Source organism: Anabaena sp. WFMT (assembly GCF_051781005.1).
Classification (GTDB): domain Bacteria; phylum Cyanobacteriota; class Cyanobacteriia; order Cyanobacteriales; family Nostocaceae; genus Anabaena.
This window is the reverse complement of record NZ_JBPWOA010000037.1, coordinates 85,116-108,217: the sequence shown is the minus strand read 5'-3', so window position 1 is coordinate 108,217 and position 23,102 is coordinate 85,116. Positions and strand designations below refer to the sequence as shown.

The 23,102-nt window shown below is 38.5% G+C and carries 24 protein-coding genes and 1 tRNA gene; 10 read left to right on the top strand and 15 right to left on the bottom strand.

The window, feature by feature from the left end:
* Nucleotides 1–10 precede the first annotated feature (10 nt).
* The 4 genes from hpsO to glmM all read right to left on the bottom strand — a co-directional run bounded on the left by hpsO (nucleotide 11) and on the right by glmM (nucleotide 5,744).
* A complete protein-coding gene (gene hpsO / locus ACSQ6I_RS24035) occupies nucleotides 11–1,183 on the bottom strand; it encodes a hormogonium polysaccharide biosynthesis glycosyltransferase HpsO (RefSeq protein ID WP_438892761.1) in 1,173 nt (390 codons plus the stop codon).
* 177 nt (nucleotides 1,184–1,360) lie between these two features.
* Nucleotides 1,361–2,341 carry a hormogonium polysaccharide biosynthesis glycosyltransferase HpsN gene (gene hpsN, locus ACSQ6I_RS24030; protein ID WP_438892760.1) on the bottom strand — a complete coding sequence of 327 codons (981 nt, stop codon included), beginning with the start codon at nucleotides 2,339–2,341 and terminating at the stop codon, nucleotides 1,361–1,363.
* A gap of 200 nt (nucleotides 2,342–2,541) precedes the next feature.
* Nucleotides 2,542–4,215, bottom strand: coding sequence for a hormogonium polysaccharide biosynthesis protein HpsL (gene hpsL / locus ACSQ6I_RS24025; RefSeq protein ID WP_438892759.1), 1,674 nt, complete (start codon nucleotides 4,213–4,215; stop codon nucleotides 2,542–2,544).
* A 77-nt stretch (nucleotides 4,216–4,292) separates the two neighbouring features.
* Entirely contained in the window at nucleotides 4,293–5,744 is a 1,452-nt protein-coding gene (gene glmM / locus ACSQ6I_RS24020; RefSeq protein ID WP_438892758.1) for a phosphoglucosamine mutase, read from the bottom strand.
* A gap of 617 nt (nucleotides 5,745–6,361) precedes the next feature.
* On the opposite strand from glmM, the gene ACSQ6I_RS24015 reads away from it, so the two are divergent.
* The 3 genes from ACSQ6I_RS24015 to ACSQ6I_RS24005 all read left to right on the top strand — a co-directional run bounded on the left by ACSQ6I_RS24015 (nucleotide 6,362) and on the right by ACSQ6I_RS24005 (nucleotide 8,434).
* Nucleotides 6,362–7,078 (top strand): heme oxygenase (biliverdin-producing), encoded by a 717-nt coding sequence (locus ACSQ6I_RS24015; protein WP_438892757.1) that lies wholly within the window; start codon nucleotides 6,362–6,364, stop codon nucleotides 7,076–7,078.
* Between the two features lie 302 nt (nucleotides 7,079–7,380).
* Nucleotides 7,381–7,689 (top strand): hypothetical protein, encoded by a 309-nt coding sequence (locus ACSQ6I_RS24010; RefSeq protein WP_438892756.1) that lies wholly within the window; start codon nucleotides 7,381–7,383, stop codon nucleotides 7,687–7,689.
* Nucleotides 7,690–8,032: 343 nt separating this feature from the next.
* Complete coding sequence (locus ACSQ6I_RS24005) at nucleotides 8,033–8,434, top strand: fasciclin domain-containing protein (RefSeq protein ID WP_438892755.1); 402 nt, start codon at nucleotides 8,033–8,035, stop codon at nucleotides 8,432–8,434.
* A gap of 127 nt (nucleotides 8,435–8,561) precedes the next feature.
* On the opposite strand, the gene ACSQ6I_RS24000 is transcribed toward ACSQ6I_RS24005, so the two are convergent.
* Nucleotides 8,562–8,900, bottom strand: coding sequence for a XisI protein (locus ACSQ6I_RS24000; protein WP_438892754.1), 339 nt, complete (start codon nucleotides 8,898–8,900; stop codon nucleotides 8,562–8,564).
* Between the two features lie 248 nt (nucleotides 8,901–9,148).
* Between ACSQ6I_RS24000 and ACSQ6I_RS23995 the strand changes: the two genes are divergently transcribed.
* The 5 genes from ACSQ6I_RS23995 (at nucleotide 9,149) to ACSQ6I_RS23975 (ending at nucleotide 12,637) form a co-directional block, all read left to right on the top strand.
* Nucleotides 9,149–9,385 (top strand): type II toxin-antitoxin system HicA family toxin, encoded by a 237-nt coding sequence (locus ACSQ6I_RS23995; RefSeq protein ID WP_438892753.1) that lies wholly within the window; start codon nucleotides 9,149–9,151, stop codon nucleotides 9,383–9,385.
* A gap of 1 nt (nucleotide 9,386) precedes the next feature.
* Nucleotides 9,387–9,788 carry a type II toxin-antitoxin system HicB family antitoxin gene (locus ACSQ6I_RS23990; RefSeq protein ID WP_438892752.1) on the top strand — a complete coding sequence of 134 codons (402 nt, stop codon included), beginning with the start codon at nucleotides 9,387–9,389 and terminating at the stop codon, nucleotides 9,786–9,788.
* Nucleotides 9,789–9,980: 192 nt separating this feature from the next.
* The gene (locus ACSQ6I_RS23985; RefSeq protein WP_438892751.1) at nucleotides 9,981–10,967 is read left to right on the top strand and encodes a pentapeptide repeat-containing protein; all 987 of its coding nucleotides are present in this window, start codon (nucleotides 9,981–9,983) and stop codon (nucleotides 10,965–10,967) included.
* Between the two features lie 142 nt (nucleotides 10,968–11,109).
* The gene (gene cobW / locus ACSQ6I_RS23980) at nucleotides 11,110–12,171 is read left to right on the top strand and encodes a cobalamin biosynthesis protein CobW (protein WP_438892750.1); all 1,062 of its coding nucleotides are present in this window, start codon (nucleotides 11,110–11,112) and stop codon (nucleotides 12,169–12,171) included.
* A 1-nt stretch (nucleotide 12,172) separates the two neighbouring features.
* The gene (locus tag ACSQ6I_RS23975) at nucleotides 12,173–12,637 is read left to right on the top strand and encodes an ABA4-like family protein (protein WP_438892749.1); all 465 of its coding nucleotides are present in this window, start codon (nucleotides 12,173–12,175) and stop codon (nucleotides 12,635–12,637) included.
* A 407-nt stretch (nucleotides 12,638–13,044) separates the two neighbouring features.
* Here ACSQ6I_RS23975 and ACSQ6I_RS23970 read toward each other — a convergent pair whose 3' ends face one another.
* The 3 genes from ACSQ6I_RS23970 to ACSQ6I_RS23960 all read right to left on the bottom strand — a co-directional run bounded on the left by ACSQ6I_RS23970 (nucleotide 13,045) and on the right by ACSQ6I_RS23960 (nucleotide 14,049).
* The gene (locus ACSQ6I_RS23970; protein ID WP_438892748.1) at nucleotides 13,045–13,263 is read right to left on the bottom strand and encodes an acetyltransferase; all 219 of its coding nucleotides are present in this window, start codon (nucleotides 13,261–13,263) and stop codon (nucleotides 13,045–13,047) included.
* A 98-nt stretch (nucleotides 13,264–13,361) separates the two neighbouring features.
* Nucleotides 13,362–13,670: a DUF3181 family protein gene (locus ACSQ6I_RS23965; RefSeq protein WP_438892747.1), complete on the bottom strand. Its 309-nt coding sequence runs from the start codon at nucleotides 13,668–13,670 to the stop codon at nucleotides 13,362–13,364.
* 121 nt (nucleotides 13,671–13,791) lie between these two features.
* The gene (locus ACSQ6I_RS23960; protein WP_438892746.1) at nucleotides 13,792–14,049 is read right to left on the bottom strand and encodes a hypothetical protein; all 258 of its coding nucleotides are present in this window, start codon (nucleotides 14,047–14,049) and stop codon (nucleotides 13,792–13,794) included.
* Nucleotides 14,050–14,701: 652 nt separating this feature from the next.
* On the opposite strand from ACSQ6I_RS23960, the gene ACSQ6I_RS23955 reads away from it, so the two are divergent.
* Complete coding sequence (locus tag ACSQ6I_RS23955; protein ID WP_438892745.1) at nucleotides 14,702–14,899, top strand: DUF2795 domain-containing protein; 198 nt, start codon at nucleotides 14,702–14,704, stop codon at nucleotides 14,897–14,899.
* Nucleotides 14,900–14,950: 51 nt separating this feature from the next.
* Here ACSQ6I_RS23955 and moaC read toward each other — a convergent pair whose 3' ends face one another.
* Nucleotides 14,951–15,454 (bottom strand): cyclic pyranopterin monophosphate synthase MoaC, encoded by a 504-nt coding sequence (moaC, locus tag ACSQ6I_RS23950; protein WP_438892744.1) that lies wholly within the window; start codon nucleotides 15,452–15,454, stop codon nucleotides 14,951–14,953.
* Between the two features lie 40 nt (nucleotides 15,455–15,494).
* On the opposite strand from moaC, the gene ACSQ6I_RS23945 reads away from it, so the two are divergent.
* Nucleotides 15,495–15,568, top strand: a tRNA-Arg gene (locus ACSQ6I_RS23945).
* A gap of 47 nt (nucleotides 15,569–15,615) precedes the next feature.
* Here ACSQ6I_RS23945 and ACSQ6I_RS23940 read toward each other — a convergent pair.
* From ACSQ6I_RS23940 to recG, 6 genes are all read right to left on the bottom strand, one after another.
* Nucleotides 15,616–16,842, bottom strand: coding sequence for an MFS transporter (locus tag ACSQ6I_RS23940; protein ID WP_438892743.1), 1,227 nt, complete (start codon nucleotides 16,840–16,842; stop codon nucleotides 15,616–15,618).
* Nucleotides 16,843–16,888: 46 nt separating this feature from the next.
* Complete coding sequence (locus tag ACSQ6I_RS23935; protein ID WP_438892742.1) at nucleotides 16,889–17,905, bottom strand: glycosyltransferase family 2 protein; 1,017 nt, start codon at nucleotides 17,903–17,905, stop codon at nucleotides 16,889–16,891.
* 46 nt (nucleotides 17,906–17,951) lie between these two features.
* Complete coding sequence (locus ACSQ6I_RS23930; protein WP_438892741.1) at nucleotides 17,952–18,653, bottom strand: DUF4276 family protein; 702 nt, start codon at nucleotides 18,651–18,653, stop codon at nucleotides 17,952–17,954.
* Nucleotides 18,653–19,759, bottom strand: coding sequence for an AAA family ATPase (locus ACSQ6I_RS23925; RefSeq protein WP_438892740.1), 1,107 nt, complete (start codon nucleotides 19,757–19,759; stop codon nucleotides 18,653–18,655). Before ACSQ6I_RS23925 ends, ACSQ6I_RS23930 begins: the two co-directional genes overlap by 1 nt.
* 106 nt (nucleotides 19,760–19,865) lie before the next feature.
* On the bottom strand, nucleotides 19,866–20,495 hold the full coding sequence (locus tag ACSQ6I_RS23920) for a Uma2 family endonuclease (protein ID WP_438892739.1): 630 nt from the start codon (nucleotides 20,493–20,495) through the stop codon (nucleotides 19,866–19,868).
* A 115-nt stretch (nucleotides 20,496–20,610) separates the two neighbouring features.
* Nucleotides 20,611–23,100 (bottom strand): ATP-dependent DNA helicase RecG, encoded by a 2,490-nt coding sequence (gene recG / locus ACSQ6I_RS23915; RefSeq protein WP_438892738.1) that lies wholly within the window; start codon nucleotides 23,098–23,100, stop codon nucleotides 20,611–20,613.
* Nucleotides 23,101–23,102: the final 2 nt, after the last annotated feature.

The following is a 23,102-nucleotide window of genomic DNA, read 5'->3' as shown; positions in this document are numbered from 1 at the left end:
ATTCCTTCTACTAAGAACTAACTAATTCTTGATAAAACTCAAACTGTTGCTGTGCTAAAGCCTTATTTGTATATTGAAAAATAGATTTTTGATAACCTAATCTACCCAAATTTTCAGCCAAATCAGGTTTTTCCATTAATTGCAACAAGCAATTAGCTAAAGCTTGAACATCACCTTCAGGAAAAATCAAACCAGCATCACCAATTACATAAGGAATTTCCCCAGAATCAGAACCAATTACAGGAACTTTGCAAGCCATAGCTTCAATTAAAACATGGCCAAATTGTTCCTTCCAACCTACAGCAGTCAGGGTTTTAAACTTGTAAGTAGTTTCTGAAGGCAAAACTAAAGTACTCATTAAATTGATATATTTAGCGACTTCATCATGGGGAACACTTTCTACCATAATTAGTCTATCTTGGATATTATTTTCTGCTGATATTTTAATTAATTCATCTTTTAACTCTCCGCGTCCTAATAGTAATAATTTCCAAGATTTATTTTTTAAAGATACCAATGCTTGCAATAGAGTTAATAAACCCTTCTCTGGTACAAATCGACCGACAAAACCAACAACAAAATCCCCTTTATTGATACCTAATTTAGCAGCTAATTCTGGTTGTGTTTGAGGAGTAAAAAGAGTTTCATCTATACCTAACTGCGGCATAACTTTAATTGCTCCGTTATATCCTCTTTGACGTAAAATTTCTGCACCATCTTGATTACCAGAAATAATTCCGTCACTATTATTAAGGTTAAATTTTTCTAATAAAGCAACTGGTAATTTTAATTCATAAGGTAAATTCCACCAAGTAAAAAATATATTCTTAGCTTTAAGTCCTAATAGCTGATTTAAAATAATCATTTGGGTGTAAGCCAAACCCCTAGAACCTTGTTCTACATGAATAATTTGGGGACGGAATTTCCGCAACAGAGTGATTAAATCAGCACCAAAAGTAAGCAGTCCTTGATGATTTTGACTAAAATTAGATATTGGTACTATTTTAAATGCACCTTCATCACGATATTCAGATTCAATAATCTTGTTTTGTACACCTCCCGGTTTCCAACGCTTAGGAACTACAACAGTAACTTCAATTCCCGGTTGTAGTTGTGATAAAGCGCGTAATTTCTCGCAGTTCAAATCTACAATATAGGTATGACTAGCAACTAAAATTCTCATGATAAATTTTGAATATAATTGACAACATTGAAATAAAGAAAAACCTAATCCTTCCCCAGCAGAATAACATTTATCTTCTTCCTTCTTCCTTCGCGCTCTTCGCGCCTTCGCGGTTCATTTAATCCATATTGGTGAGCAAAATGCCCACCCACAATAGTTATCTTGTGATGATATAATCTAAATCTGTTGATCTAACCGACTGTAAACTTGCCCATCATTCCAGATTGATTGAATCATACTACCCACAGCTTTCAGAAAACCCAAAACATAGAAAACCCCGCGAGTTGCAACTTTAATTGGAGAACCACTTTTATAACAAGGCGGATTTCCCAGAACGTGACAATCAAACAAACGTCCGTAAAGACGTAAAGCTTGGGTAAAAGTGAGATTTTTCAACCCCAATAAAAAATGGTTGTGATAGAAAGTGACTTGATAATTGAGCGATCGCATACTAATATCATGACAGCCTCCCGTTTCTTCCCCTAAATGTACCAAATGTGCCTCCGGATCATACCAAATCTTATATCCCGTCTTTCTCACCCGCAAACAGAAATCTGACTCTTCCCGCACCGCACTACCGCGAAACCTCTCATCAAACTTCAGTCCATACTTAGTAAAAATTTCGCTGCGAAAAGACATATTACAACCCCGTGCTGTGAGTACCTGTTGGGGTTTGGTAGTATGGACTAAATCAATATGATACCAAGCAATTCCAGGGTCCATTGCTTCCGGGGGTAAATATTCAATCTCCAATTTTCCCCCAGAGTCACCTAATTTCATTCTGTCAAATACTCGCCCCGCAACAGCCCCTATTTCTGGATTTTGCAAATAATTTTTGACATGGGCGCTTAAAAATCCAGGTTCTAACTCTACATCATCATCAATAAATAAGATGATTTCACCCTGTGATCTTCTGACTGCATAATTCCGCGCCCCTGGTAAACTCGCCCAATCCAAACGCAACAATTTGATTTTACCTGCTGCTGACATTTCTTCCAAAAAAGCTTGAGTTTCTGGTTCGTGAGTTTGAGTTTGATCTACTACTAAAACTTCAAAATGCGGATAGTCTTGCCTTAAAACATCAACAATGCTATCTTGCAAAAGTTTTTCCCTTCTATAGGTAGGGATAACAACTGAAATCAAAGGGTATTTATCCATAAGTTTTGATGATTTAAATTGTATTAATTAAGCTTCACAATTTAAGTTCTGATTGTCAAATACTTGCCATTTTTTCTAAAAGCTACTATTCCAAAAACTAAATATATTTACATCAACATATTTTACCTCTAAAAAATTCATGTCTATAAAATATTAACATTTAATAAAAAATAGTTTTTGTGTGATTGGGAATATTTATTTTAGATAGATGGTTGACTCTTGAGATTATTTTTAAATGGACGTTTTTTCTGACCTTTTTGGTTAATTAGCCTCTCTTCTGGACTCAGTTGTTGATCCAGCAATTGCAATTTGAGTAATATTCCTATACTCAACCAATAATAGACACATACGGGATCGACATCTAGAGGATAGTAATAAGTATTATAACTAATGGCTAGTATAAACACCCACATACTAGCAGCATATGTCCGTAAGTTACGGTCTTTTATGGAGCGATATACTTTAAAAGTAGCAATTGTTATACTGGTAACAAGGCCTAGAAAAGCTAGTACTCCAACAATTCCCACTTCATACAACACCTTAGGGTAGTAAGTTTCCACCAACTTGGTTGAACCCAAGGCGCGAGCCGAGTTGGTAGCTCTTCCTAAACCAGAACCAATGGGGGTTTTGACACTTTTCCAATTATCTTCAAATTGTTCCACAATAAATGCTTGAGGTGGTGACGCATTCCAACGACTTGTAAAGCTATCTATTCTATCTTGGACAACAACAGGGTTAGCTGCCATGGCAATTCCCAAAATTAAAACGATCGCTCCTCCTATCGGGATAAACCGTTTGAGGTTGCCAATTTGACCAGTCAAGAATAACAAAAGCACGAAGCAGGTTGGTACTAAAGCTAAGGCAATTCTCTGCCCTGAAACAACCGCATTCATAAAGACTAATGCTAGAGTTACTAAGCCAATGATCCGCCAAATAATAGAGCGATCGCTAAAACTAGTAGCAAAGGTAAAAAATGTACTAGAAATTAAGAACCAGGCCCACTGCCAAGGGGCTACAAATGTTCCTGGCAATCGAATTACCCCTTGTTCAGGAGTATATAATAGCGCTCCACCCACATAACAACGAGCTTCGAGTGTGGCTTTAAATAAGGCATCTCCTTCAACACCTACAGTCCCTTTGCATACCCCTATTGTGAGTAGGAAATATTGCATGATTCCTAAGAGACAGCAAACTAGGATCAGCACAATCTGAGTACGCGATAACAGCAAAAAATCTTTCTGATCGCGAATTAAATAGTAGGCACAACTAATTAAGGGTAAATAGCCCAAAAATACTTTTAAGCCGAGAATTCCCACTCCTAGGGGTACGTCACCAGAAGGTGGGGTTAGAACTCCATTGCTCATAGGTGGGTTGAACTGCTGTCCTCCATTGATGAACACCAGTGTTAGCATAGTGCAGCCAAAGAGAATCCATAATGGGGTTTTAATGGCTTGGGGAATAATAAAGGGTTGCTTTTTCCGGCTGCAAGTTTGCCAAAGTGCGATCGCAGCGGGGACATAAAAAGCATCTTTAGCTAATTGCATGACGGGATTATTGCCAATGTAGTAAATAATTGTCCCTGCAAAAGGTAAGTAGATGATAAAGGCGTATATAGCGTGGCGCGGGTATTTATAAGAAAATGACAGTATTAAAATCCCTAATACAGCGGGAATTGCTAGTTTAATTCCCCCTACAAAAAAAATCATTAATCCTAAGAATAAACCAGTACCTCCAGCAGTAGTTAGTAAGCTGATAAATTCTTTGCGAGCTAGGGTAGCTTGTCGTTTCTGGGCTAATTGTTCTTTAAGACTGAGAGTGGGTTTGTCAGCTGACGACTGCTTTTTTGCTTTGCGGGATTTTTTGGTTTTTGCCATAAGATTTGAGTACCGAGTACCGAGTACTTAGTACCGAGTAACAAGGAGAGTACCCAGTACTTTCGCACTCAGTATCCTTATCCTAAATATTGTTGGACTTGTGAGACTAATTCACTTGTCCAATAGTTGGCAAGTTCAGCATGGGCTGCTTCAACCATGACGCGGATGACTGGTTCTGTACCGGATGCGCGGACTAAAATTCTGCCATCATCACCCATTGCGGCTTCGGCTTGGGCGATCGCATTTTGTACAGGTTGACAATCTTGCCATCCTAAACGGCGCTCACGATCTAATACTCGCACATTACGTAATAATTGGGGGTAGGTCTGAAAACTTTGATCTACCATTTCACTCAGAGAAATACCCGCTTCTTTGACGACAGCAGCTATATGCAAAGCTGTTAACAAGCCATCACCAGTAATACCATAATGACGACAGAGAATGTGGCCTGATTGTTCACCACCTAGCATTCCCCCAGTTTTTAGCATTTCGGCTTGCACATATTGATCACCTACGGCTGTCCGAATTAAGTTACCACCTAATTGCTGCCAAGCTTTTTCAAAGCCTAAGTTAGCCATAACAGTAGAAATAATTAGATTATCTGGTAACTGTTGCTTTTGTTGCAGGTGGCTACCCCAAAGATAGAGAATGTAATCGCCATTAATTTCTCGACCAGTATTATCTACAGCTAAAACCCTGTCTGCATCACCATCAAAGGCAAAACCAATGTCGGCGTGATGTTGTATAACTGTTGCTTGGAGAATATCTAAATGAGTCGAACCACAATTAACATTAATGCGATCGCCATCAGCTTCATTATGCAGACAAATCACCTCTGCACCCATTTCCGCAAATACCGATGGTGCTAACCCAACTGCTGCCCCCCAAGCCAAATCTAAAACAATCTTCATCCCTTGAAGATTCATCGTAGGTTGTAAAGGTTGTTGCAACGCCTCACGATATTGTCCTATTAACTCTTTCCGTGAATGATGCCGTCCGCATTTATCCACAACCGCCTCAAAAGATATTTTCCCCCGTAATCCTGATTCAATTTCCGCCTGTAATCTTGGAGATAACTTCGCACCATTTGCACCAAAAATTTTAATGCCATTATCTTCTGGTGGGTTGTGGCTGGCAGAAATCATGATCCCGCCGATAGCATCACTCATGCTGGCAAGATAGGCCACACAGGGAGTAGGACATAACCCTAAATACCAAACTTCTAGCCCTGCTGCTGTTAAACCTGCACTCAAGGCCATGGCTAACATATCGCTAGAATTTCTAGAATCCTGTCCCACAATCACAGGGCCAACTTCAGCCGCATGATTATGCAAAACAATCCCCGCCCAAAAACCCACTTGCAATGCTAAAGGCGCATTTAGTAATTCTCCAACTTTGCCACGAATACCATCTGTACCAAATAGGGGACTTGCAGGTAGGGGAATTAAATTCAGCGCACAACTCTGTTCAATTTTGGAATTAGAACCCTCAGAAATCCAGCCTTGAGTTCGAGTTATAGAGGAAACCATATTTTTAAACACTCCACACAATCACACCGGAGAATAACACGTTACACTTTGTTCAACAATTCTGACGAAATAGCTTTTAAACAGTACACCTGTAATTGTTTTTCTTAATGACAATTAATTATAACACTCTCATTTTACGTAAAATTACATAAAGTCATGGATGTTTAATGATGAATCTTTCGTAAATCATAGTTGCTTACAGCAGAATTCAGGAGTCAGCCCTTCGGCTTCGCTCAGGGCAAGGAGTCAGAATTCAGGAGTAAAACTAGCTTGGTGTCTAGGTTTCAATTTTGAGTCTGTACCGTATGGCTACGCCACGCAAGCTATCGGACTTCGGCGTGAGCGCTCAGTCGAACGCTGACGCGGTAGTTGAGCGTTCACGTAGTGTGTCGAAGACAAGTCGAAACTCACGGCGAAGCCTCATTAATCTGCAATCTGCTGTAAGTTTATGAATGCGAAGAATCTCTGTATAATTTAGCACAGAATATTCCTGGCTTAAAGAATTTTAATGTAAATTCTCATCAAATAGTTTTAATGTAACGTTTTAATGGCGTTTTTTAGCCATTGATAAATCAGAACTTCGCCAGTTGACTTTATTAAGGTTAATAAATTTTAGTATGAGCAGCAATTTAGCCAGCAAATTACGTATAGGTACAAAAAAAGCCCACACAATGGCAGAAAACGTGGGTTTTGTCAAGTGCTTTTTGAAAGGAGTGGTAGAGAAAAATTCCTACCGCAAATTAGTTGCTAACTTTTATTTCATCTACTCGGCAATGGAAGAGGAGATGGAAAAGCACCGCAATCACCCCATTGTCGGCAAAATTTATTTTCCCCAACTCAACCGCAAACATACCTTAGAGCAAGACTTAACTTACTACTACGGTTACAACTGGCGGGAGCAAATCAAATTATCCTCCGCAGGTGAGGCGTATGTAAACCGGATTCGGGAAATTTCTGCCACCGAACCAGAGTTATTAATTGCTCATTCTTATACCCGTTATTTAGGTGATTTATCGGGTGGACAAATTCTCAAAGGTATTGCCCAAACAGCGATGAAGTTGGGTGAAGGTGAAGGTACTGCCTTTTATGAATTTGCAGATATTACCGATGAAAAAGCATTTAAGGCTGAGTATCGCCAAAATTTGGATGCTATGCCTATTGATGATGCCACAGGCGATCGCATTGTAGAAGAAGCAAATGCCGCTTTTGGCGTGAACATGAAGATGTTCCAAGAGTTAGAAGGTAACTTAATTAAAGCGATCGGTATCATGGTTTTCAACACCTTAACCCGGAAACGCACAAAAGGCAGCACTGAATTGGTGACTGCTGAATAATGAGTGCTTAGTGCTGAGTGTCGAGAAAAAGCTCAAAGCTCAAAATATATAGGGGTAACAGCCTTGTGATTGCTTTTGTATTCATGAAAGCAACCGGAGGGATGTCACCCCTAAATTTTTTATTAAGCCGACGCTGAAATTCTTACACACTCCGCAAGGAAATTTGATAATATAGCAATTTGAAATCCTTCTTAAGAGAGAAGACACGCGAAACACTTATAAACGAGTACTTTTAACTTCCGTATTTTCTCATCTCTGAATTTGGATTGCCATAGCTGCTGTTGATGCAAAGCACAAGATCAATGATGAATTCAAAGAAGTTCCAGAAATTAGTAACACTTGCAAATGAACACGGTATTAATTGTCAAGCAGCCCCAGAAGAGTGCTTGATTGCATCCTTACCTGGATACGACGATTTTTTATTAGCTTTTACTTGGTCTAGTACAGTTGAAGAAGAGCCATCAGAGTATGAATTAATAGCAATTAGCGTACAGGATATTACTAAAGAAAGAACAGTCGCAGCTTGGCAGATACCTACTTATTTATTTAGCAACGTTTTAAGGCAAGCACAAATGCTTGTAGCGGCTCATATAGATTTTATTAGGGAATAAACCATAGTTAAAAGCTATATCTATTCTCAGGAAATCCCAAATTCTTACCTAAGATACTAGCAGGAGTCGTATGTTTAGTATTTTTACTAAGTATTTAGTATCACATACTATCATGAATGTTTATTGTTAATTTGGTATCGGCTAGAATTTAAAGTGTTCCTAAAGCAGATAAAGACTATTGTTTGAGTTTTTAGCTCAACTATTTGGTGAATAAAAAGTTACATTTTATCAACTCAACATTGTCATCAACAAATTGAGTTTAGGCACATATCTAAGGATAGATATAATCCACCATAAAAAAGTTTAGATTTGTCTAGAAATGTAAAGAAATTAGTGAAACAACATGGCTGACATTGTTGATACTGCTGAAAACGCTGGATCTTTTAACACCTTAGTTGCTGCGGTTAAGGCTGCTGGGTTAGCTGATACTCTCAAAGGTCCAGGACCATTTACAGTTTTTGCACCTACTGATGAGGCATTTGCTAAACTCCCAGCAGGTACCGTAGATGCTTTACTTAAAGACATTCCCAAGCTCAAGAAAATCCTGACTTATCATGTTGTTTCAGGTAAGGTGTTAGCAGCAGATGTAGTTAAGCTCAAGTCAGCTACTACCGTAGAGGGTTCAGACGTAAAAATTGACGCTTCTCATGGTGTCAAAATAAATGATGCTAATGTTGCAACACCAGATGTTGCTGCTGATAACGGTGTTATTCATGTCATTGATACAGTTTTGATTCCTGCGTAAGTAAGCCTTTAGATAGAGAACACAATTATGGGGCAGTGATTAACTATAGTCGCTGCCCTATATTGTTATATATGGATATTTATTATCATTCCAACCGATATCTAAAACTAAAGGCAAAAATGATGTATTAACTAACAGCAAAGTTTGTATATTGTCTGATTTTAGGATGACGAAAAGCAAGTACAATATCCTGTACAGGAACACCTGCTGCTATAAAATCATTAGCAATACCTTCTTCTGTGTCATCATATTGAATCCAAATTTTATGATCAATCAAATCTACATGAATTGGTGTGGTATGTAGATATTGATCATCACTCCAACCAATATCTAAAACTAGATAACGTCCATGTTCATCATCAAATAAAACTTGGGAGTTATAACCATCAGGTATAGAAGCGCGATATTCGGCGGTTTCTGTTAATATGCTTTTGATAATTTCTTGATATTTTAATTTGGTATCCATTGTACTATCTCCTCATTTTTATCATCAAATACAATCTGATAGTCAAAATATTGAGTAAAAAATAATACGTTAATTATACACCGTAATAATTTGTAGTTAATTTAAAGCTATTAATGTTCTAATAGTTACATTCATTGTGACTATTAAAAATATTCTATATTGACATTGATACTATATATGATATCATATTTATAAGCAAAATAAACAGAGAGGTAAACAAAATATGAAAATAACAAGGAAATTAATTTATGACTCAGTTAGACAAACTAATTCAGTTATTTCTCTCTCACCCTGTTGAAGTAAGATTTGAAGAAGTAAGACGTATTTTAATAGCATTCGGTTTTGAAGAAGTCCGATCCAAAGGAAGTCATCACACTTTCCGTCATGAGGATGGACGGATACAAGTTGTACCCAAGAAAGAGGGGCAAAAAGTAAAAGGAATTTATATTAAGCAGATTGTAAAACTGCTCAGATTAGAGGAGTAGTATGTCTAAGAAAAATAAAACTGAACGTGAGTCACTGGAGTTTTACTTAAATTTGAAATATCCAGTTACACTTTACCCTGAGCCTGATGGGGGATATGTAGCAGAAATTAAAGACCTTCCTGGATGTATGACTCAGGGAGAAACAACAGATGAAACCTTATTTAATATTGAAGAAGCACGTAGTTTATGGATAGAAACAGCCTATGAATATGGGGATGAAATTCCCGTACCCTCAACTCAAGTTCAATACAGTGGTAAAGTTTTATTACGTATACCTCGATCATTGCATGAGAGATTAACAGAAAATGCAGAGAAAGAAGGAGTTAGTCTTAATCAATATCTTGTGTTTTTGTTAAGTGAAAGAAATGCTATTAAGTCTCTAAGCATGGTAAATGCTAAGTAGAAATGTTTTGATCTAAGTTAAAACCAGGATTTAACATTTACTTTCAAAAATCTGGTCAATGCTAAAGGCGATCGCATTTTTGTGAAAACAAAGCGATCGCTATTTTGATTAAACTTTGTTTATTCTCTTTTGAACTTAATGAAATTAGGTTAAAATCCGAATATTGGCAATTTTAGGTATAAAAACTAGATTATGGCAAATCCAGAGCATTTAGCAATACTGAAGCAGGGGGTAGGGATTTGGAATAAATGGATAGACGAAAATAGGAGGGATGTAATACCTGATCTGTATAAAGCGGATATGAGAGGTGCTAACCTCAGAGGGGCTGAACTAGTTGGGGCTAACCTGAGTGAGGCTGACCTGAGAAAGGCTGACCTGATTGGTGCTGAACTGATTGGGGCTGATCTGTGTGGGGCTGATCTGAGATGGACTAACCTCATAAAGACTGATCTGAGATGGGCTGATCTCAATGTTGCTAACCTCAGTGATGCTGATCTTACTAATGCTAATTTATTTCAATCTCAGGTAATATCTACAAATTTTAATCGAGCAACGTTAACAGGTGCTTGTATCAAAGATTGGCAAATTAACAGTGAAACAAACCTGGATGGTGTAATTTGTGAATATATTTATCTTGAGGATATTTTTTATTTTGGAGAGTACGAATCCAAAAGACGACCTATAAATGGTAATTTTGCACCTGGAGAATTTGCCAGTTTATATAAAAATATTCTGGAAAATACAGATTTAATTTTACGCAAAACTCCCGAAAATGATAATAATATTAATAACCAAGGCATTCAATTTTATTCAAACTCAACAATTCACACTTGGCAGAAACTACGCTTCCGATCAAAAACAGAAATTAAAATTGCTGAAGCATTAGACAGAACTGGAGTTTTATTTGTACCCAACTCCTTAGCACGACTCAACACATCCAAAGGGAGAGAAAATAAAGAAGCTGATTTTCTCATTTGTTATAACGGTAAATGGGGAGTTTTGGAAGTTGATGGACCACATCACACCGCAGAACGTAGAGTTGAAGAACAAGAAAGAGAACGCATTTTTAAGAAAAACGGTATCAAAGTAGTAGAAAGATTTGATTCTGAAAGATGTTATAACAATCCTGATGAAGTAGTCCAGGAATTTTTCAAAATGATAGAAATTGGATATTCTTAATACTTCCTTCCTTCTTCCTTTCTTCCTATCCCTTCGGGACGCTTCGCGAACGTGTACTTTGTCCCTTCGTGGTTCATTTACTCTATATTCTTCCATCACAACGGAAATAGTGTAAAATTGAATTCAAAACCACACACAAAACATGGCTACAAAAATCCCCGTTACCGTCATCACCGGCTTTTTAGGAAGCGGTAAAACCAGCCTGATCCGTCACTTACTCCAAAACAACCAAGGAAGACGCATAGCAGTATTAGTCAACGAATTTGGCGAACTGGGAATAGATGGTGAATTGTTGAAATCTTGTCAAATTTGCTCCGAAGATGAGACAGAAGCAAATCCAGAAACCCAAAATAATAACAATATATTTGAACTGACAAATGGCTGTTTATGCTGCACCGTTCAAGAAGAATTTTACCCGACAATGCGGGAATTAATTAAACGCCGAGATAGTATTGATTGTATTATTATTGAAACCTCTGGTTTAGCATTACCAAAACCCTTAGTTAAAGCTTTTCGTTGGCAAGAAATCCGCAATGCTGCTACAGTAGATGCAGTAATTACAGTCGTAGATTGTGCCGCAGTTGCAGCGGGAACATTTGCCAGTGATTTAGAAGCCATAGCTGCACAACGCCAAGAAGATGATAGTCTAGAACATGAAACACCATTACAAGAATTGTTTGAAGATCAACTTGCTTGTGCTGATTTAGTGATTTTGAATAAAACTGATTTAGTTGATAGTGAAACTCAAACACAAGTCCTAGAATTAGTTAAAAAAGAATTACCTAGAGTTGTGAAAATTGTCTCTAGTGATTATGGCAAATTAGACGCATCTATATTATTAGGATTTGAAGCCGCAGTTGAAGATAATTTAGATTCTCGTCCTAGTCATCATGATACCGAAGAAGACCATGATCATGATGATGAAATTAACTCAACTCACGTCATTTTAGACCGAACTTTTGACCCAGAAAAGCTACAAGCAAGATTGGAAAAACTGGTACAAGAACAAGAAATTTACCGCATTAAAGGTTTTGTGGCTGTTGCTAATAAACCCATGCGGTTAGTTATGCAAGGTGTCGGCACAAGATTTGATAAATTTTATGACCGTCTTTGGAAACCAGAAGAAGCAAAACAAACTAGTTTAGTTTTTATTGGTCGTGATTTACAATCTTCAGAAATAGAATCTCAATTAGTAGCTTTGTAATATGAATATCACAGATTTATTTAATGTTGCCAATTTGTTTGTTTTGCCTTTTTGGGCTTTAATGATTTTGTTACCCAACTGGAATGTTACCCGCAAGGTAATGGAATCATATCTGCCTTTTGTGGTTTTAGCTGCTGCATATTTGTATTTATTTATCACCAGCATTACTCCAGAAAACGCCGCAGCTTTATCAAATCCTCAATTAGCAGATATAGCTAAGTTTTTCAGTGATGAAACAGCTGCTGCTACGGGGTGGATTCACTTTTTAGTAATGGATTTATTTGTAGGTAGGTGGATTTATTGGGAAGGGCAAAAAACCGGGATTTGGACAATTCACTCTTTGGCTTTATGTTTATTTGCAGGCCCTTTAGGTGTGCTTTCTCATATTTTCACCTATTGGATTACTAAAGCCTTTTCTAAAGGTTCTGAAGGTGTGATAGCAGAAGAAAAAGCTGCTGTTAATTAGATTCACCATTAGAGAACTCCACAAAAAGAAATGCCCAATGTCATTCTGTTCACAAAGTGTGGCGTTAGCCATACGGAACGAAGTGTAGTGAAGAATCCTCCGAGATGCTTCGTTTCGCTTTGCTACACTCAGCATGACAAAACAGGATCATTTATTTTGTGGCTTACTCTTAAGTATCCCTTAAGGGTAAAGCGCAATGCTCATGAGTGTCAAATTAAACTCAAATCTTTACCATATCTCGTTCCTAGTCTCTGACTGGGAATTCTATCACAGAGGCTCTGCCTCGACTTTAATGGCAGGCAGAACCTTCTAGAATCCATTACCATACAGAGTATGGGAACGAGAGAAACCCGTAAGGGTTTAGCACTGCTAAACCCCTACAATGTCTGATATTATAGTTAATTCAATTATGCAGCATGAGCTAATCTATAGTTAGCATCTAACCAACAACGTGGTAGGTCTTCACCAGATGGAAAAACTAAATTTTCCTTTTTATAGGTGTCAGTTTCTTGTTCTTCTTCACCTTCTTGATCTTTGGCGTGAATAATGTCACTGTTGGGATCTATCAATTCTTGAAGATCCATTATTTTCACTAAATCGCTGCTATTTTTGAGTTGTAAAAACATATACAAACCCCTCCATTAATTATTATGTGTGAATTTTAAACGCAGAGGTAAGCGGAGGTTAGCGCAGAGGTACACAGAGGAAGAGGTGAAGAGGGAGTTTAGATTTCTCTTTGGTATTTTTCCAGAATATCTACTAGGGTTACTTGACATTGGAGTGGTAATAAATCAATTAAAGGGATTTCTTTTCTACCACCGCCAATTTTTACGGGTATGGATGCTAATAATTGCAGAACTCGGTCTTCACTAACGGTTTTGGAAGTGATTAAGGGATACAATTGTTCGGCAATAATGGTATGCATTTTGGCATTAGATAAATAAAGATGCCATTTGGCAATATCTAGGTAGACGTTTTCGCCAATTTCTGATGCTAGGGCTTCTAGTAGTTCTGTGGTGTTGGTTGGAGCCATAAATATTACCTCGTGATGGAAAAAGAGCGCGAACTCTCAGCTTATTTCCCATTATCGCGCAATTAGCTAGGCTATATCTACTACCACAGGTTACAATTGCCCCAGCATGAGCCGTAACTCTTCAGGTTGATTTGGGTGGTGTTTGATCGTAATTAGCGATCGCACTAATATAAATGAAATGCAGCAGCACTATCCCTACCCAGCCTACTGTTAAAGGCGTTAACCACTCCCAGGATGTGGCTTTCAAGATGTGGAAAAACCACAACCCAGAATTGACAGTAGCAGCAACAGCTACATGAAAAGCAAAATTCATCCGGTCATCTAATTTGCGGAAATCTGGATCTTGGCGATCAGGTTTGCGAGGCCAACGAGGAGGCATAAATAATAAATGTTTGTGAATTTGTTACAGAAGTTAATACACTTTACCTATTTTAAGGGTTTTAGGTGTCATTGGCTCACATACCTACATTAAAGTAATTGAGTTTTCGTAAGTTGACTCTATAGTTTCCAGTAACTTGGGAATATCATAGGACATAGCTTTCACGTCATTGGGTTGAGAAATATTACTTAGAACTTACAGAGAGCAAAAATCAATAGTTTAGTTAGGGTGTAAGCGATTGCGTGTATGTGAAGATAAATAAATTAAAAGTTTTTAATATATTAGCCACCACTTTTCAAACCTCCTCTTAGCTTTTCACTAAGCTCTACACCCTGTCAAAACAAATACTGTTTGTGGGTAAGTTCTGTGTTTTTTTAGTTCTTATATTATAAAGTATTCTCAATTATTTTGATCATGTCTTCACAGCTATGACAACCCTAGTTGATGAGTGAGATTTTTAGACATACCGCCTAGAAAGCAAATTAAAATAGATGAAAATTGAGATTTTATCTACCAATTTTTACATCAACCAAGTGGATGAATCAACTGGATGAATTTTTATTTTTTCTATTAACATTTATTCATCTTTTTGATAGAGGGAGTTAAGCAATTCACTTGTGAAGATGTAAAAAACCTGAAGCGGTGGATAAAAATGACTAAAGCAAATCCAGTTGAACTCCAAAAACATTTGAAAGGTGTTGATTATCCTGCTGGTAAGGATGAATTAATTGAACACGCTAGAGAGCAAGGAGCCGATAAAAAACTCCTCTCATTACTGGAACAATTGCCAGAAGATGAGGAGTATGAAAGTCCAACAGAACTGAACAAAGCTATAGGTGAGATTCAGTAGGTTAGGTAATGGGTAATGGATTTTCTAATCACCAATTACCCAAACTAAAATCTAAAATTCAAAATTAGTATAATCTTCTGATTTTCCACCAGTCTTACTGACCAAACTAATTGATTCAATTTGAATCGACTTTTCTAACGCTTTTGCCATATCGTACAAAGTCAGTGCCGCAATAGAAACGGCAGTTAAAGCTTCCATCTCTACACCAGTCTCAGCTTTAGTTTTGACTGTGGCATAAATTTGATAACCAGGTAGTTCGATATCTGGTGTGACTTCAACAGTAATTTTTTGCAAAGGTAAGGGGTGACAGAGGGGAATTAAATTTGATGTTTGTTTAGCAGCCATAATCCCCGCTAACTTGGCAGTTGCCAAAACATCACCTTTGGGACTGTTTCCTGCTTCAATGGCTGCAAACGTAGCTGGCAGCATCCGCACCTGACCCCTAGCGACAGCTTCCCTCACGGTGGCAATTTTTCCCGATACATCAACCATTTGAGCCTCTCCCTGGGGGTTAAGATGGGTGAGTTGAGAAGAATTTAAAAAATTATCTTGCATGATTGGCAAAGTTCATGTTACTATTAGATTCGTTGGTTAAGGGCGTGTAGCTCAGTGGACTAGAGCACGTGGCTACGGACCACGGTGTCGGGGGTTCGAATCCCTCCTCGCCCGTTAAATAAAAATAATTGCACAAACTGTAATCATAGGGTTTGTGCAGTTTATTTTTTCAAGGCATAAAAATCTTCACCTTGACCAAGGGCAAAGCGGAGAGAGTTTGGTAAGTTACGACTGGACTGGGTGATGAAAATCAAGATGGCAAGGACAGTTAAACCAGTAGCAAAACCAAACGTACTGCGATAGCCGATTTGTTCAGCAACAAAACCTACAACTGGGCCGGCTATAACTAGACCAACATCAAATCCCATTAAAGATACGCCAAATATCCGCCCTCGTTCATGGGGTAAGGCTCTATCTGTCATCATGGCAGAAATCATGGGAATAGCAGTACCAGAAGCAGCACCTTCAATAAATGCTCCTAATAAGAAAGTTAAGGCGCTGTTGGCTTGCCAAATAAAGATCATTGCCAGAGTATATGCAACCAAGCTAAAAGTTACAAATAAACCACGTCCATATTTATCAGAAGCCCGACCGGCAACTAATCTAATAGTAAAACTGGATATAGCAGCGGCTGTAAAAAATAATCCGGCATTTAAATCTACTCCTGTTGATTTGATGTACAAAGCTATAAATGTATGTACACTACCTAAAGCCAAACCAACGAGTAAAAGTACGATCGCAGGTACACGCACACGGGGGCTAATTAGCAATTGCCAAAATCGATCATCATTAGTCTTTGGAGGTTGTTCAAAAATAGGTGGATTAACAATAGGTAAGATACAAAGTAAACCCAAAAATCCTAAAACAGCAGAGGAAATAAATAATGGCGTATAACCTGCTGTTGCTTGTAAATATCCACCCAAAGCGGGGCCAAGTGCCACACCGAGAGGGTTAACTAAACTCATATAACCGATGACTTCACCACGACGGTGTTCTGGTGCTAAGTCTCCAACTAAGGCAATGTAACCTGTGGCAAAGGCGGCAATACTGATACCATGAAAGGCACGAATGAGCATTAAGGGCAGAAGTGATTTTACTACTAAATAACCCAAAGGTGCGATCGCAGCTACTGCCATCCCAATCAGCAGCACAATCTTTCTGCCCCGACGATCTGCTAATACTCCCACTTGGGGACGAAATACCAACATCCCAATCGCAAAGCTACCCATCACAATCCCAATTTCTTGCTTTGTAGCCCCAATAGACTCAATATACAAAGGTAAAGTCGGCAACAACGAAGCTAGACTTGACCAGAAAAATAAACCCGCCGCAAATAATATCAGCAGGTTTCGCCGCAGACCAGGGTCAAAATTATCAAAAGCTTTCACGGCAAATGCAATTTAATGCTGAGTAATTTGTCTTTCTATTGTTACGTTACTTAACATTTTTTGCCACTACTTCCCGCACTCGATATATCGGTCTTCCTTGAGATTCATGATAAGTACGCATTAATAACTCTGCCAAAAGACCGAAGCAAAATAACTGCACTCCAGCTACTAACAATAAAACTGCCAAAATTAGCAAAGGACGATTACCGATATCCGCACGGAAAGCCAATTTAACGAAAGTCAGGTAAATGCCGATTCCCACTCCAGAAACCATGGAAATTAAACCCAAAAGCCCAAAAACGTGCATAGGCCTGGTGAGGAATTTTTTCATAAACAAAATAGTCAATAAATCCATCAACACCCGAAAAGTCCGGGAAATCCCATACTTACTTTGACCAAAGCGCCGTGCATGATGACGCACAGGCAATTCTGTAATTCTCGCTCCTTCAATGTAAGCCAAAGCAGGTAAAAATCGGTGTAGTTCCCCATAAAGGTTCATATCTGCAACTAATTCGCTACGATAGGCTTTGAGAGAACAACCATAGTCGTGAATATACACGCTAGTACTACGGCGAATTAACCAATTAGCGATTTTAGAAGGCAGCAACCGATTTACCGCCCCATCTTGGCGATTTTTGCGCCAGCCACTCACCAAATCATAACCTTCATCCAACTTGGCCAATAACATTGGTATATCAGCCGGGTCATTTTGCAAATCAGCATCTAAAGTGACAATCGCTTTCCCTGTGGCATAATTAAACCCTGCCGCCATAGCCGCAGTTTGTCCGTAGTTACGCCGCAAAATTACCGCTTTTAAATCAGGGCGTAATTGGGCTTGTTCTTTGAGAAATTCCGCCGAACCATCAGTGGAACCATCATCCACACAGATGATTTCATAACTCACCTCACTTTTCTCCAGAGTAGATGCGATCGCCTCTAGCAACAAAGGTAAACTTTCGACTTCATCTTTAATTGGTACAACTATGGATACATCTATAATTGGTAATTGATGATTGGTGATTGGTAATTGATGATTGGTAATCGGTGATTGGTGATTAATCATTGATGATTGATGATTGGTTATAGAGATATTAAAACAATAATTTTAATCAATTAACTATTCTTACTTCTCCGTTTAATGATTCGAGTCGTGATAGCCATGAATTAAAGTGAGGACACTTACTCCTAATTGTTTCTATCCCAATTGATTCAGCCAATAATGGACCAACAGTAGATTTTGCTCTTTCATAATCAGTAAATTGGGCAATAATACGTTTACTGGGGGCTGTTTCCTTGCTATCATTAATCAATTCAGGGGTTTCATAGCTATCAGAAATAGTCTTGAGAATTGCAACCTTATCTGAGCAATTATCATAAAAGGACTCAAAACAAGTAGGATCAGAAAAAAGGTAAGCTTCGTATTCGTGCAATTGAATGTAGGGTATAAATCGCCGATCACCGATGTCCTCGACGAAGCTTTTTTCTAAAAAATTTACCCGTTGTGCAGGATTTTGGCGAAATTTTTCAGACTCATTTAATCCTGGAAATTCAGGAGCGATCGCATATAAATCAATCATCGTTGTAAAGAATACATTAGAGCCTTTCTCTTGTTTGAGAAAACGCAAAATATCGTCCTTCATTGGCTCGTATTTTCGACCACCACCACGATGAACAATTCCCTTTTTTCTTGCATGAGCTATCAGTATAATCTTGTCTAGAAAAACATCATATTGATAAAGGTGTTGTTTTAGTATATTATCAGCAAATGTCTGCTCAGTTTGTCCTTCAGCAAATAAATAGAGGCGTATCATTAGTGTGGACCTCCACCAATGATATTTTTTTCCCAAATTTCTCCCAAACTATATTCTTCTAACCAAGCTTCTAATTCTTCGGGATTTAACCGTTTAAATTGCGACTCCTTACCCACTCTATCTACCGCAATTACATCTTCAGGATTAAAGTTATCTAAAAAAGAACTAGATTGAGTGCTGATAAGAATTTGTGTATGATAGGAAGCCTTACCAAACATCGCAGCTACTATGTTAAGAGCATAAGGATGCAAACCAAGTTCCGGTTCATCAACAATAATTAATTTTGGAAGTTCATCTTCTGGCTGTAAAAGCAATGTAGTCAGACAAATAGCACGCAATGTACCGTCAGAAAATTGGTGTGGTCCAAATACTTGATCTGATCCTTTTTCTCGCCAATTGAGAATAACATTATTCCCTCTAGGTTCAAGCACAAAATCATCAAAGAATGGGGCAATTAAACGGGTAGTTTTAATAATACGTTGATAAGCTATATTATGATCTTCGCGGAATCTTAGAAGTAATGCGGCTAGATTTCCCGCATCAGGCATCAACCAGCGATTATCACCAACATAACAAAATTGACGAACTCGCGCAGTAGAAGAAGTATCGTGAAAGTGGTAAACACGGCAGCATTCGAGCAGAAATTCAAGCACCTGGGATGTTTGCATACCTCCCTTTGCTGCTGCAATAATTTTTGTTTCTTGATGTCCTGCACCCAATGAGTCTTTTGTGGGACGCAGGATGCGTCTTTCCCACGTGATCATTGTTTTTAAGCTCGAAATTTCTTCAGCAAAAATCAGCGTATCCCCTGCTGCATGAAACAACCGCAAATTATATGTATAGATTCCACTCTCAAACTCAAACTCTAGTTCTGCCTCTATTTGTGGTGTTATCTTCGCTCCAAAATGTAACAGAGATTGAGCGTAACCGGATATGCCAATATATTGTTGAAGCCGTCCAGCCATCATCTCATTCAGCATCTTGAAAAAAGAGATGAAATTGCTTTTACCTGCTCCATTAGCGCCAATCAAGATATTTAAGGGACGCAACTCAATATCCATTGTTTTAATGGACTTGAAACCGTTGAGAATTACTCGTTGCAGCATGGTCAAGAATTAGTATTAATGCAGTATTTTTCTATATAACGTCTATGTCTAGCTATTTATTATATAGATGTTCATTATTCAAACAAGCAATTGTAAGAAGATTGTTTTAAAATTTAATCCGGCGATAAATTTCATTCATAGGAAGTTCTACATTTAAACTGTGCAGAAAAACTGACTTTTCAATCTGCTCATAAGCTTGCAATTGCCACAGATTATTATTTTGATCTTCCCGTTTATAATAATGCTCAATATAAGGTTCAGTTTGACTCACGAGTACATATTCACAAAAGCTAGAAAGAGAGCGATATTTTCTAAATTTTTCTCCTCTATCATAACCTTCAGTAGAAGTTGAAAGAACTTCAATAATCAATAAAGGATTGAGAACTTCATCAGTCCGACTGCCGTTAAATTCGGGTTCACTATTAATCACCAGAACATCTGCATAAGTTCCATGATTAAAATCAGGAATCCAAACCCGCAAATCACTACCATAAAAACGAAAATCAGTATCTCTGAGTAAAAATCCCAAGTAAATTAATATATTACTAGCGATGCCTGCGGCGAGCAAAGCTATCGCACTATGAACTTCTGAACCTCCAGGCATAGCAATAATCTCTCCATTGCGGTATTCGTGGCGCTCTGTGGCGGTTTCCTCCATTGCTCTATACTCATCTGGAGTAAATTCAGTTTTTGTCACCTCTGGGGCATTTGGCGGGTTGGTTTGAGCAATAACCATGCGATCGCACCTCCTAGAATAATTAGACCTGAGACGATTATCACCTAAATACAGAAGATTAACCCAACCGAAAGGCGATCGCTAGTACCAAAAAAAGCTAAGAAACTAAGTATTATTACGTCAAAATCGCCCCACCCATTAACCGCGCATACCTATATTTCAACTCATCCTTCATTAACGGCCAACGCTCTAAATCCACATCCATATCAATTACTTTCTCTGCTGCTTGTCGCGCTAACAACAAAACTTCCTCATCTTCCACTAAACTAGCTAAAGTAAAATCTGCTACACCTGATTGACGAGTTCCCATCACTTCCCCAGGGCCTCGAAAACGCATATCCATTTCCGAGATAAAAAACCCATCTTGAGACTGTTCCAACACCTTCAAGCGTTGTTGAGCATCAGGACTTCTCGAACTACTCATTAATAAACAATAAGACTGCGCTGCACCCCGTCCAACGCGTCCCCGTAATTGATGCAACTGTGATAAACCAAATCTTTCCGCGTGTTCAATGAGCATCACCGTGGCATTAGGCACGTCTACACCCACTTCAACCACAGTGGTAGAAACTAAAATCTGCGTTTCATTATCGCGGAATTTGGTAATAGCTTCGTCTTTTTCTGCTGAAGTCATACGACCATGTAAAAGTCCCACTTGAAAGTCAGGAAAAATGCTTTCTTGTAACTTTTGATGTTCATCTACAGCAGAACGCAAATCTAATTTTTCTGATTCTTCTACCAACGGTAAAACCACATATATTTGTCTACCTTGGGCAACTTCTCGACGCATCAAATCATAAGCTTGTTGTCGTTGTTGACCACTTAACATTGTGGTTTTAATTTGTTGTCTTCCCGGTGGTAATTCATCAATTTGACTAACATCTAAATCTCCATGTACTGTTAGTGCCAAAGTCCGGGGGATAGGAGTTGCAGTCATGGTTAATACGTGGGGTTGTTCGCCTTTTTGTTGTAATCTCGCTCGTTGTTCTACCCCAAAACGATGCTGTTCATCAATTACAACTAAACCTAAACGTTGAAAATTGACTTTATCTTGAATTAAGGCATGAGTTCCTACTAATAAAGGTAATTCACCTGTTTCTAATTGAGAATGAATTTCTCTCCTTTTGGCTATTTTCGTCGAACCTGTTAATAATTCAACTGGCAAATGTAGCAAGTTAAACCAACTAACTAATTTGCGATAATGTTGTTCTGCTAATACTTCTGTCGGAGCCATCAAAGCCGCTTGATAACCTGATTGAATTGCTGCCACAATAGCCACAACTGCAACCACTGTTTTACCTGAACCGACATCACCCTGAACTAACCGATTCATGGGTGTAGATTTTTGCAAGTCGTTGAGAATATCGTTAATAACTCTTTGTTGTGCGCCGGTGAGTTGAAAAGGTAGTATTTTGTGAAAATTTTCTAATAGTTGTCCTTTGGGGGCAAGAATGGCGCTAGTTTGAATTTCTTTAGCTTTTTTCTGACGTTGTAGCAAGCCTAATTGGAGGTAGAAAAATTCATCAAATACTAGACGGCGACGGGCTATTTTTAAGGTATCGCTATCTTCAGGGAAATGAATATTTGCGATCGCATCTTTCAATTCCATCAAACCATATTTTTGCCGCAAACCACTAGGTAAGGGGTCTTTCAAATTCACTGTAGCAGGTAAGGCTGTAATTACTGCTTGACGTACCGTATTCGCTACAACTCCTTCAGTTAAAGCATAAATAGGCACAACCCTGCCAATAGTCAGCGAATCAATCGCATCTCCGGGATTTGCTAAAACTTCCAGTTCTGGGTTATCCAGCGTTACACCATATTTACCAGCTTTTACCAACCCACAAGCTGCCAACACACTACCCACAGCATAACGGCGTTTTAAAGTTTCCTGCCAAGCACGACTACTAAACCGCGCCCCAGCATAAAAGCGCCCAACTTTAATTTGCCCTGTATTATCTTTGAGCATCAATTCTAAAATTGATAATTTCTTATTTTTAGGGCTAGTAAAACAATTACAACGCTTCACAGTCGCTATTATCGTTACTGTTTCACCCCCCTGTAATTCTTGAATATTCACTTGACGCGCATAATCAATATGATCACGGGGATAATAAAACAGCAAATCACGCACAGTATACAAATCTAAACGCGCCAAATTTTCAGCTTTTCTCAGGCCAATTTCTGGTAATTCACTGAGTTTTTGGTCAATTTTTGGTGCTAATCCCCGACTGACTTCGGCCACAATTGGGGTTGTAGGATTGAGAGTTTTGTTTGGATATATTCTCCCCTGCTCCTCTGCTCCCTTGCTCCCCTGTTCCCCCTCTTCCAGTTCTTGCTGTAATTGGTAGAGGTATCTTCTGACTTCTGCTACTAAATGCTGTCTGACTTGTACACCCCAAGTTGGATATTCAGCAAATTGCATGGCTATTTGATGCCAGCGCGATCGCTCTTTTGGTGGTAAAGCTTGGGGGAATTTTCCAAAAGTCAAACTGAGAAATTCACTGAAGCGGTATTGCTTACCCACCAAATCCGTAAAACCATGTTCGGCCTCTACTGCCAAGGCTTTATGCAATCTTATCCAATCGGGTATGTCATTAGTCATTG

Bases quoted from the DNA above. Each gene is read 5' to 3' on its own strand.
- hpsO (WP_438892761.1), bottom strand. From the start codon at position 1,183: ATGAGAATTTTAGTTGCTAGTCATACCTATATTGTAGATTTGAACTGC.
- hpsN (WP_438892760.1), bottom strand. From the start codon at position 2,341: ATGGATAAATACCCTTTGATTTCAGTTGTTATCCCTACCTATAGAAGG.
- hpsL (WP_438892759.1), bottom strand. From the start codon at position 4,215: ATGGCAAAAACCAAAAAATCCCGCAAAGCAAAAAAGCAGTCGTCAGCT.
- glmM (WP_438892758.1), bottom strand. From the start codon at position 5,744: ATGGTTTCCTCTATAACTCGAACTCAAGGCTGGATTTCTGAGGGTTCT.
- ACSQ6I_RS24015 (WP_438892757.1), top strand. From the start codon at position 6,362: ATGAGCAGCAATTTAGCCAGCAAATTACGTATAGGTACAAAAAAAGCC.
- ACSQ6I_RS24010 (WP_438892756.1), top strand. From the start codon at position 7,381: ATGATGAATTCAAAGAAGTTCCAGAAATTAGTAACACTTGCAAATGAA.
- ACSQ6I_RS24005 (WP_438892755.1), top strand. From the start codon at position 8,033: ATGGCTGACATTGTTGATACTGCTGAAAACGCTGGATCTTTTAACACC.
- ACSQ6I_RS24000 (WP_438892754.1), bottom strand. From the start codon at position 8,900: ATGGATACCAAATTAAAATATCAAGAAATTATCAAAAGCATATTAACA.
- ACSQ6I_RS23995 (WP_438892753.1), top strand. From the start codon at position 9,149: ATGACTCAGTTAGACAAACTAATTCAGTTATTTCTCTCTCACCCTGTT.
- ACSQ6I_RS23990 (WP_438892752.1), top strand. From the start codon at position 9,387: ATGTCTAAGAAAAATAAAACTGAACGTGAGTCACTGGAGTTTTACTTA.
- ACSQ6I_RS23985 (WP_438892751.1), top strand. From the start codon at position 9,981: ATGGCAAATCCAGAGCATTTAGCAATACTGAAGCAGGGGGTAGGGATT.
- cobW (WP_438892750.1), top strand. From the start codon at position 11,110: ATGGCTACAAAAATCCCCGTTACCGTCATCACCGGCTTTTTAGGAAGC.
- ACSQ6I_RS23975 (WP_438892749.1), top strand. From the start codon at position 12,173: ATGAATATCACAGATTTATTTAATGTTGCCAATTTGTTTGTTTTGCCT.
- ACSQ6I_RS23970 (WP_438892748.1), bottom strand. From the start codon at position 13,263: ATGTTTTTACAACTCAAAAATAGCAGCGATTTAGTGAAAATAATGGAT.
- ACSQ6I_RS23965 (WP_438892747.1), bottom strand. From the start codon at position 13,670: ATGGCTCCAACCAACACCACAGAACTACTAGAAGCCCTAGCATCAGAA.
- ACSQ6I_RS23960 (WP_438892746.1), bottom strand. From the start codon at position 14,049: ATGCCTCCTCGTTGGCCTCGCAAACCTGATCGCCAAGATCCAGATTTC.
- ACSQ6I_RS23955 (WP_438892745.1), top strand. From the start codon at position 14,702: ATGACTAAAGCAAATCCAGTTGAACTCCAAAAACATTTGAAAGGTGTT.
- moaC (WP_438892744.1), bottom strand. From the start codon at position 15,454: ATGCAAGATAATTTTTTAAATTCTTCTCAACTCACCCATCTTAACCCC.
- ACSQ6I_RS23935 (WP_438892742.1), bottom strand. From the start codon at position 17,905: ATGATTAATCACCAATCACCGATTACCAATCATCAATTACCAATCACC.
- ACSQ6I_RS23930 (WP_438892741.1), bottom strand. From the start codon at position 18,653: ATGATACGCCTCTATTTATTTGCTGAAGGACAAACTGAGCAGACATTT.
- ACSQ6I_RS23925 (WP_438892740.1), bottom strand. From the start codon at position 19,759: ATGCTGCAACGAGTAATTCTCAACGGTTTCAAGTCCATTAAAACAATG.
- ACSQ6I_RS23920 (WP_438892739.1), bottom strand. From the start codon at position 20,495: ATGGTTATTGCTCAAACCAACCCGCCAAATGCCCCAGAGGTGACAAAA.
- recG (WP_438892738.1), bottom strand. From the start codon at position 23,100: ATGACTAATGACATACCCGATTGGATAAGATTGCATAAAGCCTTGGCA.